At 36.0% G+C, this 18356-nt stretch carries 20 protein-coding genes; 17 read left to right on the top strand and 3 right to left on the bottom strand.

All coding sequences use genetic code 11. From position 1 onward, the window contains the following. The 16 genes from ispD (at nt 1) to ACR30L_RS15285 (ending at nt 13447) form a co-directional block, all read left to right on the top strand. On the top strand, nt 1-699 hold the full coding sequence (gene ispD, locus ACR30L_RS15360) for a 2-C-methyl-D-erythritol 4-phosphate cytidylyltransferase (protein ID WP_435235124.1): 699 nt from the start codon (nt 1-3) through the stop codon (nt 697-699). Then, the gene (ispF, locus tag ACR30L_RS15355) at nt 696-1172 is read left to right on the top strand and encodes a 2-C-methyl-D-erythritol 2,4-cyclodiphosphate synthase (protein WP_435235123.1); all 477 of its coding nucleotides are present in this window, start codon (nt 696-698) and stop codon (nt 1170-1172) included. The genes ispD and ispF overlap by 4 nt, the downstream gene beginning before the upstream one ends. A gap of 13 nt (nt 1173-1185) precedes the next feature. Continuing rightward, a complete protein-coding gene (gene truD, locus ACR30L_RS15350) occupies nt 1186-2220 on the top strand; it encodes a tRNA pseudouridine(13) synthase TruD (RefSeq protein ID WP_435235122.1) in 1035 nt (344 codons plus the stop codon). A gap of 44 nt (nt 2221-2264) precedes the next feature. After that, nucleotides 2265-2846 (top strand): YqaA family protein, encoded by a 582-nt coding sequence (locus tag ACR30L_RS15345; protein ID WP_435235121.1) that lies wholly within the window; start codon nt 2265-2267, stop codon nt 2844-2846. 6 nt (nt 2847-2852) lie between these two features. Next, on the top strand, nt 2853-3800 hold the full coding sequence (locus ACR30L_RS15340) for a peptidoglycan DD-metalloendopeptidase family protein (protein WP_435235120.1): 948 nt from the start codon (nt 2853-2855) through the stop codon (nt 3798-3800). A 99-nt stretch (nt 3801-3899) separates the two neighbouring features. Continuing rightward, nucleotides 3900-4823 carry an RNA polymerase sigma factor RpoS gene (gene rpoS / locus ACR30L_RS15335; RefSeq protein ID WP_435235119.1) on the top strand — a complete coding sequence of 308 codons (924 nt, stop codon included), beginning with the start codon at nt 3900-3902 and terminating at the stop codon, nt 4821-4823. Nucleotides 4824-5325: 502 nt separating this feature from the next. Next, nucleotides 5326-6945 carry a response regulator gene (locus ACR30L_RS15330; RefSeq protein WP_435235118.1) on the top strand — a complete coding sequence of 540 codons (1620 nt, stop codon included), beginning with the start codon at nt 5326-5328 and terminating at the stop codon, nt 6943-6945. 98 nt (nt 6946-7043) lie between these two features. Further along, the gene (locus ACR30L_RS15325; RefSeq protein ID WP_435235117.1) at nt 7044-7580 is read left to right on the top strand and encodes a GspH/FimT family pseudopilin; all 537 of its coding nucleotides are present in this window, start codon (nt 7044-7046) and stop codon (nt 7578-7580) included. Continuing rightward, nucleotides 7574-8179: a PilW family protein gene (locus ACR30L_RS15320; protein WP_435235116.1), complete on the top strand. Its 606-nt coding sequence runs from the start codon at nt 7574-7576 to the stop codon at nt 8177-8179. Before ACR30L_RS15325 ends, ACR30L_RS15320 begins: the two co-directional genes overlap by 7 nt. A 144-nt stretch (nt 8180-8323) precedes the next feature. Beyond that, the gene (locus ACR30L_RS15315; protein ID WP_435235115.1) at nt 8324-8815 is read left to right on the top strand and encodes an FxsA family protein; all 492 of its coding nucleotides are present in this window, start codon (nt 8324-8326) and stop codon (nt 8813-8815) included. 154 nt (nt 8816-8969) lie between these two features. Continuing rightward, the gene (locus ACR30L_RS15310; RefSeq protein WP_435235114.1) at nt 8970-9212 is read left to right on the top strand and encodes a DUF1107 family protein; all 243 of its coding nucleotides are present in this window, start codon (nt 8970-8972) and stop codon (nt 9210-9212) included. Nucleotides 9213-9359: 147 nt separating this feature from the next. Continuing rightward, nucleotides 9360-9650 carry a co-chaperone GroES gene (locus ACR30L_RS15305; RefSeq protein WP_435235113.1) on the top strand — a complete coding sequence of 97 codons (291 nt, stop codon included), beginning with the start codon at nt 9360-9362 and terminating at the stop codon, nt 9648-9650. Nucleotides 9651-9748: 98 nt separating this feature from the next. Continuing rightward, entirely contained in the window at nt 9749-11389 is a 1641-nt protein-coding gene (gene groL / locus ACR30L_RS15300) for a chaperonin GroEL (protein ID WP_435235112.1), read from the top strand. A 442-nt stretch (nt 11390-11831) separates the two neighbouring features. Continuing rightward, a complete protein-coding gene (locus ACR30L_RS15295) occupies nt 11832-12191 on the top strand; it encodes a MerR family transcriptional regulator (RefSeq protein WP_435235111.1) in 360 nt (119 codons plus the stop codon). Between the two features lie 46 nt (nt 12192-12237). Further along, nucleotides 12238-12810, top strand: a complete 573-nt coding sequence (locus tag ACR30L_RS15290; RefSeq protein WP_435235110.1) for an NAD(P)H-dependent oxidoreductase — start codon at nt 12238-12240, stop codon at nt 12808-12810. A 121-nt stretch (nt 12811-12931) separates the two neighbouring features. Further along, the gene (locus tag ACR30L_RS15285; RefSeq protein ID WP_435235109.1) at nt 12932-13447 is read left to right on the top strand and encodes a GNAT family N-acetyltransferase; all 516 of its coding nucleotides are present in this window, start codon (nt 12932-12934) and stop codon (nt 13445-13447) included. Nucleotides 13448-13642: 195 nt separating this feature from the next. Here ACR30L_RS15285 and ACR30L_RS15280 read toward each other — a convergent pair whose 3' ends face one another. From ACR30L_RS15280 to ACR30L_RS15270, 3 genes are read right to left on the bottom strand one after another with little or no spacing between them, the layout of a single operon-like run. Then, on the bottom strand, nt 13643-15145 hold the full coding sequence (locus ACR30L_RS15280) for a PhnE/PtxC family ABC transporter permease (protein WP_435235108.1): 1503 nt from the start codon (nt 15143-15145) through the stop codon (nt 13643-13645). Nucleotides 15146-15151: 6 nt separating this feature from the next. Beyond that, nucleotides 15152-15850 (bottom strand): ATP-binding cassette domain-containing protein, encoded by a 699-nt coding sequence (locus ACR30L_RS15275; RefSeq protein ID WP_435235107.1) that lies wholly within the window; start codon nt 15848-15850, stop codon nt 15152-15154. After that, nucleotides 15850-16716 carry a putative selenate ABC transporter substrate-binding protein gene (locus ACR30L_RS15270; RefSeq protein WP_435235106.1) on the bottom strand — a complete coding sequence of 289 codons (867 nt, stop codon included), beginning with the start codon at nt 16714-16716 and terminating at the stop codon, nt 15850-15852. The genes ACR30L_RS15275 and ACR30L_RS15270 overlap by 1 nt, the downstream gene beginning before the upstream one ends. Before the next feature lie 593 nt (nt 16717-17309). Here ACR30L_RS15270 and bioH point away from each other — a divergent pair. Beyond that, the gene (gene bioH / locus ACR30L_RS15265; RefSeq protein WP_435235105.1) at nt 17310-18086 is read left to right on the top strand and encodes a pimeloyl-ACP methyl ester esterase BioH; all 777 of its coding nucleotides are present in this window, start codon (nt 17310-17312) and stop codon (nt 18084-18086) included. The last annotated feature ends 270 nt before the right edge of the window (nt 18087-18356 follow it).

Raw genomic sequence — 18356 nt, 5'->3', positions numbered from 1 at the left:
ATGACTCAAAGAAAATTAGTCGCTGTTATCGCTGCGGCAGGAATTGGTAAACGTGTTGGTGCAGATATACCTAAACAGTACTTAAAGCTACTAGACAAGACCATTATAGAACACAGTATAAATCCCTTTGTAGAGCACCCCGATATCGTTCAAGTGGTTGTTTCAATAGCTAAAAATGATCGTTGGTTTAGATCCTTAAATATCGCAAAAAATCCAAAAATAAGATTAGTTGAAGGCGGAAATGAGCGCGTCGATTCAGTACTTGCTGCATTAAAAGTCATTGATGATAATGACTATGTACTTGTTCATGATGCCGCTCGACCTTGTATTACGCATTTTGATATTGATAAGCTAATCAATTACGTTTGTGCTAACAATGCCGGGGCTATTTTAGCGTCAAAAGTCACTGATACGATGAAACGGAGTTATCCAAACGGACAGATTAAAAAAACCGTTGAACGTAACGACTTATGGCATGCATTGACACCGCAAATGTTTGAAAACAAGACGTTGCAGAAAGCTATTTTAGCTGTTAATAAACCACATTTAATTACCGATGAGGCCTCTGCAATTGAAATGTGTGGTTTGCCCGTTCATTTAGTTGAAGGGCGAAGTGATAATTTAAAAGTTACTCGAGAAGAAGATTTGCAAATTGCAGCGTTATATTTATCTCGCTCACAGACAAAGGAAAAATTATGATCCGTATTGGCCATGGCTTTGATGTACATAAATTTGGTGGGCAAGGACCCATTACTATTGGGGGAATAAAAATTCCTTATACACAAGGTTTATTAGCACATTCCGATGGTGATGTAGCGTTGCATGCACTTTGTGATGCTATTCTCGGTGCATTAGCGTTGGGCGATATTGGCCGCCATTTTCCTGATAACGATCCTCAGTATGCAGGGGTTGATAGTCGAGAATTATTAAAAGATGTATTTAAGAACGTTAATGAACGTGGTTATATGATTGGTAATATTGATTTAACAATTATTGCTCAAGCCCCTAAAATGTCACCATTTATTGGTGATATGGTTGAGCAAATTGCCACGTTAGTCGAAACTAGCGTAGAGAATGTTAATGTTAAGGCAACCACGACTGAAAAACTTGGAAGCATGGGGCGTTCTGAAGGGATTGCCTGCCATGCTGTTATTCTATTAACGAAAAAATAATAAAGAAACTGTAATGAATCAAGTTATTGAAGAGAATACATTTAGCCTAAATTTTAATTATTTATATGGAAAACCGATCTGTAAGGCATTGTTTAAACAGTCCTGTGAAGATTTTAATGTAGAAGAAGATCTTGGTTTTGAATTAACCGGCGAAGGCGAGCATGTGTGTCTTTGGGTTCAAAAAATAGGTGAAAATACACAATATTTAGCACGTCAATTGGCTAAATTTGCAGATATTCCTGCGCGCAATGTCAGTTACGCGGGCTTGAAAGATCGCCAAGGTGATACAAAACAATGGTTTTCTCTCCATATTCCAGGGAAAATTACACCTGATTTTTCTTTGTTTGAATCCCCAGGTGTCACTATTCTTAAGGTGATTCGCCATCATAAGAAAATAAAAACAGGTGCACTTGCAGGGAATTTCTTTTCAATTGTATTGCGTGAAGTGAGTGATAAATTAGCCTTAGAAAAGGCATTACAGTTAGTTCAACAAGGTGTGCCGAATTACTTTGGAGAACAGCGTTTTGGTTTTGGTGGTTATAATGTTAATGCTGCATTAACGATGTTTCAAGGACGTAAAATCAAAGACCGTTTTAAACGTGGTATTTACCTAAGCGCTGCACGTAGTTACTTATTTAATCAAGTCATTTCAACGCGTATTAAAGATGGAGTCTATGACAAACCTATATTAGGGGATTGCGTGCAATTCGTTGGTAACCGTTCTTTCTTTCCATTAATGGATTTGAATGCTGAAACATTACAACGTTTAGAGAACAGAGAAGTTTGTTTAACGGCTCCTTTGTGGGGCGCTGGCGAATTGACTTCGGATTTGGATAGCAAAAAATATGAAACAGAAATATTATCATGCTACTCTGAGCTCCAAGCTGGATTAGCTAAAAATGGATTAAAGCAAGAACGTCGTCCTTTATTATTAATTCCAGAACAATTTTCAACAGAATGGTTGGACGATAACAGTGTTAAAGTTAATTTTTACTTACCGTCTGGATGTTATGCAACGAGTGTATTGCGTGAATTAATTCATGCTTAAAATAACCAAATGACTCATATTGATTAATAAGAAGAGATTAACGAGTGAAAATATTTTCTCCGCTATATAAAAAAGTAATGCTTTGGTCCCAACATAAGCATGCTCCTTTTTTTCTTTATATGACTGCGTTTATTGAGTCTATTTTTTGGCCTATTCCAGTTGATATCATGTTAGCACCAATGGCACTTGCTAAACGCAACTTGGCTTGGCGTTATGCAATCGGTGCAACGGTGTTCTCCGTATTAGGTGGGGCAATTGGCTATTATATTGGTCATGTTTTGTATGATCCTGTTGTATTGCCCTTTATTGAATTTATGGGGTACCAACATAAAATGCAGACAGCATTGGAGTGGTTTTCTGAATGGGGAATGATGGTCATATTTATTGCCAGTTTTACTCCCATTCCATTTAAAGTATTTACCATTACTGCAGGTGTAATGAGTATGGCCTTTTTACCTTTCCTTGGTGTTGCATTAATAGGAAGAGGTTTGCGCTTCTTTTTAGTAACAGGCTTAATGGTTCTTGGTGGTGAGAAAATGGAAGAGAAATTGAGTAAATATATCGATATCTTAGGGTGGATAACCATTTTACTTGCTGTTGTTGTTTATATTATTGTGAAGTATTGATTGCCTGTGAAGTATTTTTTTCAAATTATATTAATAAGTTTGACCGTTACTGGGTGTTCATCATCGAGTTATAGAGCGCCTGTTTCAGATGTAACCGTTCCTAATAGCAAAGTTCAATCAGCAAAAAAATCATCTAATACAGTTACCAAGCCCGCTAAAGTGATCGACTTTAATGGGAATTATAATACTTACAAAGTTAAAAAAGGTGACACACTCTATTCTATTGCATGGAACTCATCTAGCGATGTTAAAAGCCTTGCGACTTATAATAACTTGAAGCCTCCTTATACAATTTATACTGGACAAGTTCTCAATTTAAAAAGACCAATTAAAAACCTACCAAACTCACAAAAAATATCTAAAAAGTCACAGTTAGTCAGTGTTGGTGAAAAAAAAGTCAAAAAAGAGGTTGTGTTAGAAAAAGTTAAAGGATATTCTTCCAGTACAGTTGAGAAAAAACCAATCCCAGAAAAGAAAAAAGTAGTACCGAAAAAAGTCGTTAAGACAGTACCTGCTAAGAAAGTTGTTCCAGCTAAAACCGTGCAACAAGCACCTAAAAAAGTGGTAACTGATACAGGTAAAAAGAATAACTGGTCTTGGCCTACCAAGGGAAAAGTGACTGAAAGCTTTTCAGCTTCACAGGCAGGTATGAAGGGGATTGGCATTGAAAATCAACGCGGCACGCCTATATACGCAGCAAGTGATGGGCAAGTCGTTTATGCTGGTAATGGCTTACGTGGTTATGGAAATTTAATTATAATTAAACATAGCAACGATTACTTGAGTGCATACGCCCATAATGAAAGTTTGCTTGTAAGCGAGAATGAGCAAATTAAAAAGGGACAGAAAATAGCGTTAATGGGGGATAGTGGTACCGATAGTGTTCATTTACACTTTGAGATCCGTTATCGAGGGAAGTCAGTTGATCCATTAAAATATTTAGCTCGTAAGTAAAAGTAATACACTATAGAACGAATTCTTAAATTTTAAAGATTGTTATAAAATGACGGTTAACTTCAAAAAGTGGTATAAGCCTTATTAATAGGGGGAGCTATGGAAAAAATAGCTGAAAGAGTAGCAAAGGATACGAATACACATACGGTATCAGATGAAAATATAGCAGCTGATGGCCATGATTTCAAAGTAATGGATGCAACTCAACTTTATCTTGGTGAGATTGGTTTTTCACCGTTATTGACAGCTCCTGAAGAGGTTTATTATGCTCGGCGATCTTTACGAGGTGATGAAGTAGCTCGTAAGCGTATGATTGAAAGTAATTTACGTTTAGTTGTTAAAATTTCACGACGTTATAATAACCGTGGTCTATCTTTACTCGACCTCGTCGAAGAAGGCAATTTAGGACTTATTCGAGCCGTTGAAAAGTTTGATCCTGAGAAAGGGTTTCGTTTTTCTACCTATGCAACGTGGTGGATCCGACAAACAATCGAACGTGCAATCATGAACCAAACACGCACTATTCGTTTACCCATCCATATTGTTAAAAAATTAAATGTGTATCTACGAACTGCACGTGAAATTGCACATAAACTAACCCACGAACCAACTGCAGAAGATATTGCAGCAGCATTAAACGTCTCACCTAAAGAAGTCTCTAAGATCTTAAAATTAAATGAGCGCATTAGTTCTGTTGATATTCCCATCGGTAATAATTCGGATAAAGAATTGCTGGATATTATTCCTGACCGAAAGGAAGCTTCACCTGAGCATGAGCTTCAAGACGACAATATGAAATTACGTATTGTTGGATGGCTAGAAGATCTTAATCCAAAGCAACGAGAAGTCCTTGCAAGGCGCTTTGGTTTATTAGGATATGAAGCGGCTACATTAGAAAATGTTGGTAAAGAAATAGGGTTAACGCGAGAACGTGTACGACAAATTCAAGTTGAAGCACTGAAAACATTAAAAGATGTTTTATCGCAACAAGGGCTTTCAATTGAGTCATTATTTCATGTCTAATGTTAATTATTAATTTAACATCAGTCTGATTTGAAAGCGCACCGTTTATCGGTGCGTTTTTATTTGTCGTTAATAAATTATTTCAATATTCTTAGTGATGCTAATTTATGTATTTACCTACTTAAATTGCAATATTAATGTGCTCCTCGTAACTCCCTAACCCGCTATAATTATTCGCTCCCCAGTTATTTATTTGTATTAAAAATAAACATTTGTTCATGAAATGTAGCGTAATTGTTAAGTTGTGCTTTAATTAATGAGACTGCTTTTTTATTGAACTGCTTTTTTATTGAACTGCTTTGTTATACCAATTGGATTAAATATGTGATCTAAATTTTGCGCTGGAAAAATGGTTTAGTTTGAGGCAAAAGTTGATGTAAATAGTTGTTCCCTTAACGAAACTTTCAACAAAGAAATAAACTATTTTAACCAGCAAAATAGATCAACTAATTATTACTATTGGTATTAACCCTTTTATCTGGAACGAAGGTATTAAAAAATAATGACGTTGCCGAATAATTTTTTTTCTACACAATCTGTTTTAGTTGTTGATGACATTGATACGATACGAAGCGCTGTAAAAGGCATGTTGCAGATGTTGGGTTGTAAAGAAATTGCAGTTGCGGGTAACGGTAATAGAGCATTAGAACTATGTCAGAAGACTAAATTTGATTTTGTTCTTTGTGATTTTAATTTAGGAAAAGGCAAAGATGGGTATCAATTATTTGAGGAATTAAAATTAAAGGGATTATTAAAAAGTGATACTGTTTTTATTATGCTAAGCGCAGAAACGACTTTACAAGTCATACATGGTTTAGTCGAATTACAACCTGACGATTATTTATTAAAACCCTTTTCTTATAAAAAATTAGAAAACCGCCTAGTGAAAGCATTAAGTAAACGTAAGATATTAGGCAATATTTATGATGCTTTTGCACAACATAATTATCAAAAAGCGCTAGTTGAATGTACGAACGTGAGTCAGAATAATAGCCAATATCTATTAGTTATTATGCGTATTAAAGGAGAGATCCTACTTCGTTTGAAGGAGCCTCGATTAGCACTCCAACTATATGAATCTATTTTAGCAAAGCGTGATTTTTCTTGGGCTAAATTAGGTAAAGCAATTGCATATTACCATCTTGGTGATTATGAAAAGTCCTCAGTATTATTACTTCAGCTTTGTGAGTTAAAGGAAACTAGAATTGAAGCGCTAAATTGGTTAGCGAGTATTTATGCTCAAAATAAAAATTTTTCACAAGCTCAAAAAATACTAATCGAATCGGTTAAGTTATCCCCTAAAAATATACCAAGGCAACGCGCGTTAGCCAATATCTCTTTACTAGAACATGACCATGAAATGGCACTGCGTTGTTTTAAAGGTTTACTTGAGAATACGCGTTTTTCTGTGCACGAAAATATCGATCATCATTTTACTTATATCCATTGTTTGCTTGATACTGCGAAAGATGGAAATCAACTTCAACAAGCAAAAATATTTTCTCAAGTATTGCCTATTGTAAAAAGTGCAGCACAAGTTTTTGATAAGAAAAAATGTGCTGAGTTAGAGAAAGTTGTTTCAGCACGTATATTTACTTTTAGAGGTGAATTAAAAGAAGCGATTAAATTATTGAATAGCTGCGATCATGAAATGATAATCGATTGTGGTCGTAATAGTGGAATTGCACTTGCAAATGCTTGGTTTGATTGTGGTGATTATGAAAAATACAATAAAATATTCACATCAATACCATTACCTATTCAAAGTAATGATATCGATGAAATGAGTGAGTTTTTATTATTTAAAAAAGATTACGGTGAACATAAAAGCAAAATTATTCAGCTTTGCAAACTTAATGAGCATGCTCTTCAACTTTATAGTAATGGTTTATATCCTGCCGCAACTTCTCTCTTTTTAGAAGCGCATAAAATACTACCAAATCATTTTCAAACATCTTTTTGTCTCGCACAATCAATGGTAAAAGGCTGGCCAACGACCGAGAGTTTTTCAACTAAGAAGGTATTGGTAGAGCAGTGTATTCGTGTGATTGAAAGTGATGCACGAGATGATGATATTAAAGATAAATACACTGTTTTTGAAAAAGAATTAAAAGCTATTTAAACATAGTTCAGAGTAAAAAGTACGATCTAGGGGATACGCGTTATTATTCAAAAAGCATCTTGATTGGTAATAAATATGCATAACATTGGAGATCAAGGATGATAAGTAATTATTGTAAACATGGTGGGCTGACGTTAATTGAATTAATGATTAGCCTTGCTGTTCTCGCTATTTTAATGTCGATCGGTATTGCTTCCTATAGTGGTCTATTTTCTCAACAAGCGTTAATCAATCGTACCGAACGAATTTATCATTTTCTCCGTTTAGCCAACACACAAGCTGTTAAATTTAATCATAAAGTGTATGTACAATTTTGCCAGTTAAGCACAACAGATAACTGGAAAATGGCCATGAGTGCTAATTCCGGTTGTGATTGTTTTACTCTTAACTCGTGTCAACTTGATGGTATTGAAGTTATCGAGGATGTCGCCGATGGTAAAACATTACTGACTTCTGCTGCTGATATTACTTTTAGTGGCGAACAAGCATCCTATAGCCCAATGCGCTTTGGTATAAACACCGGTAGTATCACGCTTTCGGGAACGAATGGCTTAAAATTAAAAGTGATTCAGTCAACAATGCGGCTTCGGATTTGTGCTCCTGAAAAAGATCAATTGGGGTACAAAAAATGTTGAAAATAAATGCCGGTTTTTCATTAGTTGAAATGCTTATTTCGTTATTGCTAGGCGGTGTTTTGTTAGCGATGGTGGTCAACTTATATGTTATTAGTGTCGCTACTGGGACTAAAAATTTAAAATATTCTAGATTACGGGCAGATATACAATCGATCATGTATATGATGGAAACAGATATTAGGCGAGCCGGCTATGGTGGCAGGGCTTTTATGGTCGGTAGCGGGGCGAATAAAACCGTCGACACGATTAATACCGATAGTCAGAATTGTATTGTTTATTATTATAATCACGACGATTCAAGCTCAATAACTAGTGCGAATCGAATGGGCATTCGGTTAAAGCCTTCTAGTCACGAAATTCAATTTGGTACGGGGCTAGATCCCTTAGCGGCTAATTGTTACGACTCTGGATATTGGAAGGCACTGTCAGACAAAGAATTTATTAAGATAACCGAATTACGTTTCACCGAGAGCGTTGTTTCTAATGCTAATGCGACTTTTCGAAGCGTGAAGATTGAAATTAATAGTGAACTTACTTCTGAAAGTACTGCCAAATATTCACAATCAACCAAAGTACAAGTGCGTAACCCCGAGCGCTGATAACTCATTTACATTGAAGTTTGATTATATACGCATAAATATATTTTCTAACTTGTTGCTTGATATAACTTCAGGTAGTTTGTTTGTAGGGAGGTAAACATAGTACCCTCCAAATGGAAAAACTTTAATTTAGTAGGAGTATAAATGTTCGCACGATTATTTTTGATTTTTACCAGCGTTTCATTGTTAGAGATATTTGTCTTAGTTAAGGTTGGTGGATTTTTAGGAGCCTGGCCAACTATATTATTAGTGATTTTAACAGCCATGGTTGGGTCAATATTGGTTCGCAGCCAAGGTGTTCAACTTATTAATGAGTTGCAACAACGCCTGTCCGTTGGTGAAATGCCGGGAGTGCAATTAATCGAAGGGATTATGCTTTTAATTACGGGCGTATTACTTGTTACACCGGGATTTGTCACCGATATTACTGGCTTATTATTACTGCAGCCGACATTAAGAAAAAAGATTGCACATTTCTTTTTAACTAACACCAAATTTCAGTCAAATGTTTTTATGTCTGGTCAGCAAGGTTTTTCTCAGAAAGGGGGACCTTTTGGTGGACATGCTAATGATGGCGATATTATCGAAGGGGAATTTGAACGAAAAGACGATAAGAGAATAAATAACGGAGATTAATCACAGAACAGATCGTTAGTCATACAAATATATTTAATCTTTATATAAGCTGAGTTTCTAATCCATATAATTTATAAGTGATTAAGTCTGGTGGTCATTATATTGTCATAAAAAAATGTAATGATAGTATTTGTATTCTATTAAAGGAGGGATCATGAAAATTAAGCATTCAATAACCTTAAGAAGTTTTAAGAAATATCAGCCTCGTCAGATCGCAAAATTTGTAAAAGGTTTTTTTAATGGCCGTATATTCATTGCTGGTTTAGGCCGATTAAGAGTTATTGATGGGAAAGTTGTTGCCTACCAATTTCAGAAAAATGAAAAAAATATTATGATGGTTGTGAGTGAAATAAATAAAACCATCAATGAAATGTCTCAGAAAAGGTTAACAATATAATCATCCCATAACCGAATTATTTAGCCTGTATTTGTTACAGGCTTTTTTTTGTTTTTAAAAAAAATTTCTCTGTCCACTTGATAATTAATTCTTTACCCCCATCTAGTTTTTAACCCAAATGTCTATTACTTTTTTTAAGGAGAAATCATGACTATTCGTCCATTACATGACCGTGTCATTCTAAAACGTACAGAGCAAGAAACTAAATCTGCTGGTGGTATCGTATTAACTGGTAGTGCTGCAGAGAAATCTACACGCGGTGAAATTATTGCTGTGGGTAAAGGTCGTCTATTAGATAATGGTGAAGTTAAACCACTTGATGTAAAAGTGGGAGATATTGTTATATTCAGTGAAGGCTATGGTTTAAAAACAGAAAAAATAGAAGGCCAAGAAGTTCTTATTTTAAGTGAAAGCGATATTTTAGCGGTTGTTGAATAACCGACCATTAATATTGCAAACAACCTCGATAAAGTGGGTTGTTTATAATTAATAAACTAAGTAAAAACTTTTCATTAAAGAATTGAAGGAAAATAAAAATGTCTGCAAAAGAAGTTAAATTTGGTAACGATTCACGCATTAAAATGTTAGATGGTGTAAATGTATTAGCTAATGCCGTCAAAATTACACTAGGTCCTAAAGGCCGTAATGTTGTTATCGATAAAAGTTTTGGTGCTCCACACATCACTAAAGATGGTGTAACTGTGGCGAAAGAAATCGAACTTGAAGATAAGTTTGAAAATATGGGCGCACAAATGGTTAAAGAAGTTGCATCACAAACTAATGATGCAGCGGGTGACGGAACAACAACCGCAACAGTACTAGCACAAGCTATTATTGCTGAAGGTTTAAAAGCCGTTGCTGCGGGTATGAACCCAATGGACCTTAAACGCGGTATCGATAAAACGGTAAAAGAAGCAGTCGCTGAACTTAAAAAATTATCGACGCCTTGTGCTGACTCAAAAGCAATTACGCAAGTAGGTACAATTTCTGCTAACTCTGATACTGAAATCGGCGAGATTATTGCTGCTGCAATGCAAAAAGTAGGTAATGAAGGCGTTATTACTGTTGAAGAAGGTCAAGGCCTAGAAAATGAACTAGACGTAGTAGAAGGTATGCAGTTTGACCGTGGTTACCTATCTCCTTACTTTATGACCAATCAAGAAGCGGGCACCGTTGAACTTGAAAGTCCATTTATTCTGTTAGTTGATAAGAAAATTGGTAACATTCGCGAATTATTACCTACATTAGAAGCTGTAGCAAAAGCATCTAAACCACTACTTATCATTGCAGAAGATGTAGAAGGTGAAGCATTAGCAACATTAGTTGTTAATAATATGCGTGGTATCGTGAAAGTAGCAGCAGTTAAAGCACCTGGTTTTGGTGACCGTCGTAAAGCAATGCTACAAGATATCGCAATCTTAACCGCAGGTACTGTTATCTCTGAAGAGATTGGTTTGGACCTTGAAAAAATTCAACTTGAAGATCTTGGTCAAGCTAAACGTGTTGTTATCAACAAAGATGAAACGACTATTATCGATGGTATTGGTGAAGAAGAAGCAATCAGTGCTCGTGTAAATCAAATTAAACAACAAATTGAAGCGTCTTCATCTGATTACGATAAAGAAAAATTGCAAGAACGTTCTGCGAAACTAGCTGGCGGTGTTGCAGTGATTAAAGTCGGTGCTTCGACTGAAGTTGAAATGAAAGAGAAAAAAGACCGTGTAGATGATGCATTACATGCGACTCGTGCTGCGGTTGAAGAAGGTGTTGTTGCCGGCGGTGGTGTTGCATTAGTACGTGTTGCTGGTTTATTAAAAGACCTTAAAGGTGATAATGATGACCAAAATGTAGGTGTTCGTGTTGCATTACGTGCAATGGAATCTCCACTTCGTCAAATTGTATCTAACTGTGGTGAAGAAGCATCTGTTGTTGCAAATAATGTTCAACAGGGTGAAGGCAACTTCGGTTACAATGCGACAACCGGCGAATACGGCGATATGCTTGAAATGGGGATTCTAGATCCAACTAAAGTAACCCGTAGTGCATTACAATTTGCAGCGTCTGTTGCAGGTCTAATGATTACAACTGAGTGTATGATCACTGAGCTACCTGTTGATGCACCAGCTGCAATGCCTGATATGGGCGGAATGGGTGGAATGGGCGGCATGGGAATGTAATTGCTAAGATCATTACTCACTATTGATTTTTAAGGGATTTTAAAAAGTCCACAGAGGCATTTGTAAGTCCCTTTATGTGTCAATGGTCAGTATTGTGAGCATGTTATATTGACTATGTTAAGTCATCTGAGGCTATCAAGTTTAATTGCTTGATAGCCTTTTTATTTTCTGCTTCGAATTAATTTACAGCTTTGAGAATATTGTTAGTCATCATTTTTCAATCACAGCTATTTACAGGGATCTCATGCCGATAATGGTTTACCATGTGACGTCATCAAAGTTAAAAAATTAAACGAAATACAGCAGTTGTTAATTCCATCGTAAAGGGAATAACCATTACTTCATGATGTTTCTTGCTCAGACATCCCAGCTTTCGTCTGACAAAGCATCTTGAGGTAGTGTGGTATATATATGCCCATTTTAATCTAATAAGTGAGTTTTTATGTTAATTGGTGAAGCCTCTAAATTATCAGGTGCTACGCAAAGAGCGATACGATTATACGAATCACTTGGTTTGTTAAAAATTTCAAGAAAAGGAAAGTATCGGGTTTACAGTAAAACGAATATCGAACTCATAAAGATAATTAAAGAAGCACAAAAATTAGGCATTCATCTTTCTGAAATAGTCGATTTAGTGAATACAAAAGAAGAATTTGATTGGGAGTTAGTGAATGAATTTCTCAATAAGAAATATGCCATGATAGAACATGATATTCAGGAATTAGAAAATAAAAAGATTAATATACAGAAATATCAGGAATCAATAATTAGATGTTTGAAAGGGCTTGACTCTAACCTATAGGTGAGAGTTTACACTATATTTCTCGTTTTTTAATATGGTGTAAATGATGAAAAAAATTCTTATTATCAATGCTAATCCAAAATCACATAGCATGTGCAAATCTATTGCTGAATGTTACGTTCAAGTTGCAGGTGTAAGGCATGAAGTGCAAAGCATCGCAATTTCGAATATGAACTTTGAACTAAACCTAAACGAAGGATACGATAACGTACTTCCTTTAGAGCCTGATTTATTGAAGTTTCAAGAACAGATAAAATGGTGTGATCATCTCGTTATTATAAGCCCTGTTTGGTGGGGCAATGTACCTGCAAAATTTAAAGGTGTTATCGATAGAACTTTTCTACCTGGTTTCGCATTTAAGTATAAAGACGAAAAGGGTGGTTTAGAAAAACTATTAATAGGGCGTACTTCGGATCTGATTTTTACTTTAGATACCCCCGTATTTTGGTATAAATATATACAGGGAAATTTGATATATAAACAATTAAAAAATGCAGTGTTAGGCTTCTCAGGTATTAAAAACTTATCATCAACATACTTTGCTCCCGTGTTAAATTCGACCGAAGAACAAAGAGTTAAATGGTTGAGAAAAGTAAAAAAATTGGCAAAACGTATCTAGTTTTTTGTCTTGTCGCGGAATAAGTATCTATAGAAAAACGATGACTGGTCATCGCTTTGTGATTAAAATTAATCATAATTTTCAATTCAAAATGGCGTTATACCTTATCGGAGAAGTTAGCATGGAATTAGTTACACCTACATTAGAGCTCGAATCTGCATTTGCCCATTTCTGTAACGATTTTCTTCTCAATGATGTTGAAAACTCAGAGTACTACCTTGAAGGTAAATCTAATTTTTCAAAATATATTAAGGATTTGCTCGATGAGGAAAATGGGATTAACTTGCCTGAAGGTTATGTTCCATGCAGCCATTTCTGGCTCGTAAATTCAGATAACGTTATCTTAGGAGCTATCCGCATTCGTCATAATATCGAAACTGAATTTCTATCGCTAGAAGCTGGGCATATAGGGTATGACATCGCGCCATCACATCGTAGCCAAGGTTATGGAAAATTGATGTTTCGATTAGCACTTCCAAGAGCAAAACAGTTAGGACTCTATAAAGTTTTACTCACTGCCGATGACAATAATACGGCATCACGTAAAATCATTGAGTCTAATGGTGGGGAATTTGAAAAAATAGTTATGGGTAATATTTTTCCTAATCCATTAGCAAGGTATTGGATCAATTGTTAGTAAGGGCATTATCCCTAAAATATAATCCGAAATGCTTGATTATAATATTGGACAAGGAATCGCGGTTTGTGTCATAAAGTGTCTCTCGTGTAAGATGCAGGCATAAATGAGAGGGGGGAGGTTTTTAATTTTTATAATTAACAAAGATGAAAGTAGAAAAGAACATAAGTGAAAATTAATACCTAATTATCTAATTTAGCAACTTGCATAAGTTGTCTGGGGTTGTTGCAATACTGCTCTTGATATTTTATCAATAAGTACATTAATCAAAGCGGTAAATACAATCAAGACCAGTGCATTGCTATAGCGTATTTCACTGAAATTACTATCAATATAAAATCCTAATGTCATAATCCCTAACATACCAAATACCGCTGTTTCCCGCACAATAATTTCAAAATGATAGAAAAGCAATACCATCATATTGGGATAAATATTAGGGATTATATGATAATTAAATTGATCAAATTTACTCATCGGGAGCTGCTGTGCGCTGAATTGCTCACTTTGTTTAACCGATAAGTAGGCAATAATACAACCATTATGTATTGCTAATGCAATGATCGCCGGTAACATTGACGGTCCAAAAAGAATTAAAAAGATAAATGCTAAAATATATTCAGGCATTGAACGGCCAATGAGCAGCGAAAATTGACCAAGCCAAGTAATCGGTCGACACCATAAATGCCTACTCGCAAAAGTATGTGCGATCAAAGTCATTAGCAAAGTTGCTGCTAGTGCCAAAATGGCTAATGTCACGGTGCTAAGTAAACCCGGTAACGCTTGCTCGGTTATAATATCTATAAACCAGGAATAGAAAGAAGACCACGGCACTGAGCTTAGATGTTCTACATTTACAAAGGCAGGAGGTAAAATATCTTTGCTAATAAAGTTTACGATTAATTGGCCATTTATGGCGGGAATCTCGGGCAAGGTAAAACAGGCAATAGCAAGATACAAAATAATCAATTTAGAAGGACACCAATAACGAATCGTACCAATCATGGTAATAAAAATAATTAATAAAGCCGCGCCCTCACTATAATTTCCCTGCCTAAAGGCAGTTTCCAAATAAAACCCTAATGTTGGCATACCAACAAATCCAAGAATAGCACTACTACGCAGCGCGCATTCAAAGCGATAACGGGTATAACTCATTAATTCCGGCATTACCTGCGCAATTTTTCCATAGCTAAACCGGCTAATCCTATCCACTTGGCTATCCATGCTTATTAACGCATCATCGGATGATTGCGTGATAATATCATTAAACACGCGTGCAAAAGTAGCTGCAAAGGGAATAGCTATCGCGAGAATGCCAGTAATCGCAGATAAGCCAAAGATCTGCAGAAATAGCAGTGCCCAAAAGATTTCATGAATTGCGCGTAAAAAAGAACAGCAACTTGAAACGACAGGATGTTGATAGATTAAAGCGAATGGCGCCCCAACAACAACGCCAAGAAAAACACCAATAATAGCGAAGTTTACCGTTTGAACAATTGCCTGTAGTAAGTATTCAGTAGCAAAAAAATCCGGTGAAATTAACCCTTTAGCCATAAGCGTTAACTCAATCAGAGGATCAAACGTGACAATTTCAATATCAGAAAAGGGAACAACAATTAAAAATAATAAAAATATAGAAAAGGTAACAGTCTGCCAATAACCTAATGAGAAATTTGAATAATTATTTTTTTGCATATAACACTACGCTACTGAACTAGATTGATAGAGTTGAGCTAACTGTTCTTTTCGAATGGGGGCTTTTTTACTGTCCAATACTAATTGACCATTTTCAAGCGCAATAACACGATCAAATGCACTCATGGCTAACTCTTTATCATGAATAACTATAATAACGCTGCCATGCATCTCAATAATATATTTTAACAATCTCGATGCCATTAGAGGATCTAATGCAGAAAACGGTTCATCCCCTATAAATACCTCTTTTTGCTGATAAAGAGAACGCGCTAATGCAATTCGTTGGCGTTGTCCGCCAGATAATTTATCCACTTTTTTGTTTAAGGGCACGTCCAACTCTAAACTACGGCAGAGCTGATTAATATTATTAAGATCTTGTTTAAAAGGTTTAAATAAGTTAATTAAATTAACTAGCCAATGATGCCTTGCCAAAGCGCCCATAAAAATATTGTGATAAACACTGAGATTATCAACAAGCCCAAGGTTTTGTGAGCAAAGCGCGGCCTTAGTTTGTAACTGTTTATAAAGATGCAGTAATAAACTAGATTTACCCGCTCCGGAGGGGCCAATAATCGCAATTTTTTCACCTTCACTAATTGTTAAACTCAAGTCATAAATGACTTGAGTTGCGTTCTCTGAATGTTCACTTCGTGAAGACGCTGATTTGTTATAATATAAATTTAGATTATTAAGTGTGAGCATTAATCAATAAGCCCGATTTGCTTTGCTACTTTTTCAACGGGTTGATAATCGGCATTGGTTGCTTTAACAAATGAGGAACGAGGAAAACTCTTTAACAGATCGGGATCATTCATATTAAGTAACGCCCTACGTACTTTTTCAACAAAATTATCCCCAAAATCTTTTTCTATACCCGCTCGAATTGTCCATTGATAATCGGGATAAGTTGGACTCTTCCATATTACATTAACCTTATTTGTATCAATTTTTCCCTTTGCTAAGGTATTTTCCCAAACTTTATAATTCAAAACGCCAACCTGATAGGCGCCCGATTGAACCTGCGCAATGGTACGGCTATGATCGCCAGAAAAACCAACTCGCTTAAAAATATCCTTGGTTTTTTTGTTTAAATGTTGCTCAATGAAAAATTGCGGCATAAGTCGACCGGAAGTTGATCCCTTTGAACCGAAAGTAAATGTTTTTCCTGTAATATCAGGAAAATCTTCACTGAGTGTTAAGCCTGTACTTTGATGAGCAATAAAATAACTAACGAAAAACTGATCTTCATACCCCTGAGCAATGGCTTGCGATCCAGGAACGAGTTTTCTCGCTTGAACACCGGATAAACCACCAAACCAAGCAAGTTGCACCTGATTATTTTTAAAGGCGGTAATTGCAGCAGAATAGGATTTTACGGGAATATATTTTACTTCAACCCCCAATTGCTCCTGCAAATACAGAGCAACTTTATCAAAACGACTTCTTAATTGTGATTCATCCTCGTCGGGAATGGCGGTAAATGTAAATGTTTTAGCACTGACATGAAATGAAATCAAAGCACTCAGTGTTAGTGAAATGCTAAAAGCTATTTGGATTAGCTTCTTCATAAAATCTCTTATTATTAATAGGTTGGCTATACAATACACGCTTATAATATCTTAATTAAGCAATGTTTATACCAATGGCTTATCTTCATTTTGATTGTTATTTGTTCATTTTGGATGAGATATTGGAAGGAATACGACAATTGAAGGGGGATTTGTGTCGCTTAGGATATTATTGTTTGAAAGCTAACAAAAATTAAGTGTTCATTATATTGAGTAAATGAATACCAATTCAGGTTCTAACTAAGACTTATGCTTGGCTAGCGATAGTACAATAATACTATTTATGCAGTTTTCCATTAAGTTGTATAACGTATTGTTTTATTTTAGTTTTATCCCTTCCATTCTGATGTTATAAACACGCTATTACAATGCATTTTTTGGACTTTAGAAATTGATTGAAGATAAAGCTAATTTCAATTATTTGGAAGAGGAAGAGCTGTAAAATGACAGAGAGAAGCAAATGAGTAAGGTGTATGTTAATCGGTAAATCAAGGTATTGCTGGTTTAAGTACCAGACTTGCTTATCTTTTTTGTTTACTTTATGTTGAAGCATTTATTGCGACAGTTAATCACCTAGGAAATTAAACAGCACCATGAATCACGGATTATATTGGCAAGTCAGCGGGCAGGGCAAAGACCTTGTATTAATACACGGCTGGGGGATGAACGGTGCAGTATGGCAACAGACGGTTGCGCAACTTGAACATAACTTTCGTGTCCATGTCGTTGATTTACCGGGTTATGGGCACAGTGCGCATTGTAATGCGACGAACCTAGATGAAATTGCTGAACAGTTAATGATTGATGCGCCTAAAAATGCGATTTGGGTTGGTTGGTCACTGGGTGGGTTAGTTGCTACTTTTATGGCGTTACATTATCCCTGTTATGTTAATAAGCTGGTGACTGTTGCTAGTTCTCCTAAATTTTCAGCGGTGAAAGAGCCGGTAATGTGGCGCGGTATTGCACCGCATGTATTGGGTGCGTTTACCGAGCAATTGATGGAGGATTTTCAGGGGACAATTGATCGCTTTATGGGATTGCAAGTCATGGGCAGTCCGACTGCTCGCGAGGATATAAAACAATTAAAAGCAGCGGTTTTATCACGTCCAACCCCTAATCCTGAATCACTATTAGCGGGATTGAAAATGCTGTCGGATGTTGATCTTCGTGAGCAACTCGCACAGATCTCCGTGCCGATGTTGCGTTTATATGGGCGGTTAGATGGGCTTGTGCCTCTTAAGGTTAGTAAAGACTTGGCTCAGGCGTTACCGAATAGTAAACAATATATTTTTACTCAATCCTCCCATGCCCCGTTTATGACTGAAAACGATGTGTTTTGTCAGCAATTAGTGAATTTTGCCGACAGTTAAATACCTTTTTATACCCGTTACCATTCAAGATGCAGAAATCAGCAAGACGAGAGGTGAGCAGATTCTAGGCATAAAGGTGAAGATCTAACGGGTTAAATCGAGACTTTATAACAACGAAGATGTTTGCCTCTCGTCTTGCCCTGCGGGTCACTAGCTCGTTTCTTATAAACCATGGCAATACTGCGTTATAACATTCGATAAGGACTAGCCATTAAAGATGTAAAGTCTTGTTTTTACATCTACCGATAGAGGATTAACGCAGTTAATCGC

Origin of the sequence: Psychromonas saccharinae, from assembly GCF_051201515.1 — a bacterium.
In the GTDB taxonomy this organism is placed as follows: domain Bacteria; phylum Pseudomonadota; class Gammaproteobacteria; order Enterobacterales; family Psychromonadaceae; genus Psychromonas.
The sequence above is the reverse complement of the archived record's forward strand: the minus strand, read 5'-3'. Positions and strand labels throughout refer to the sequence as shown.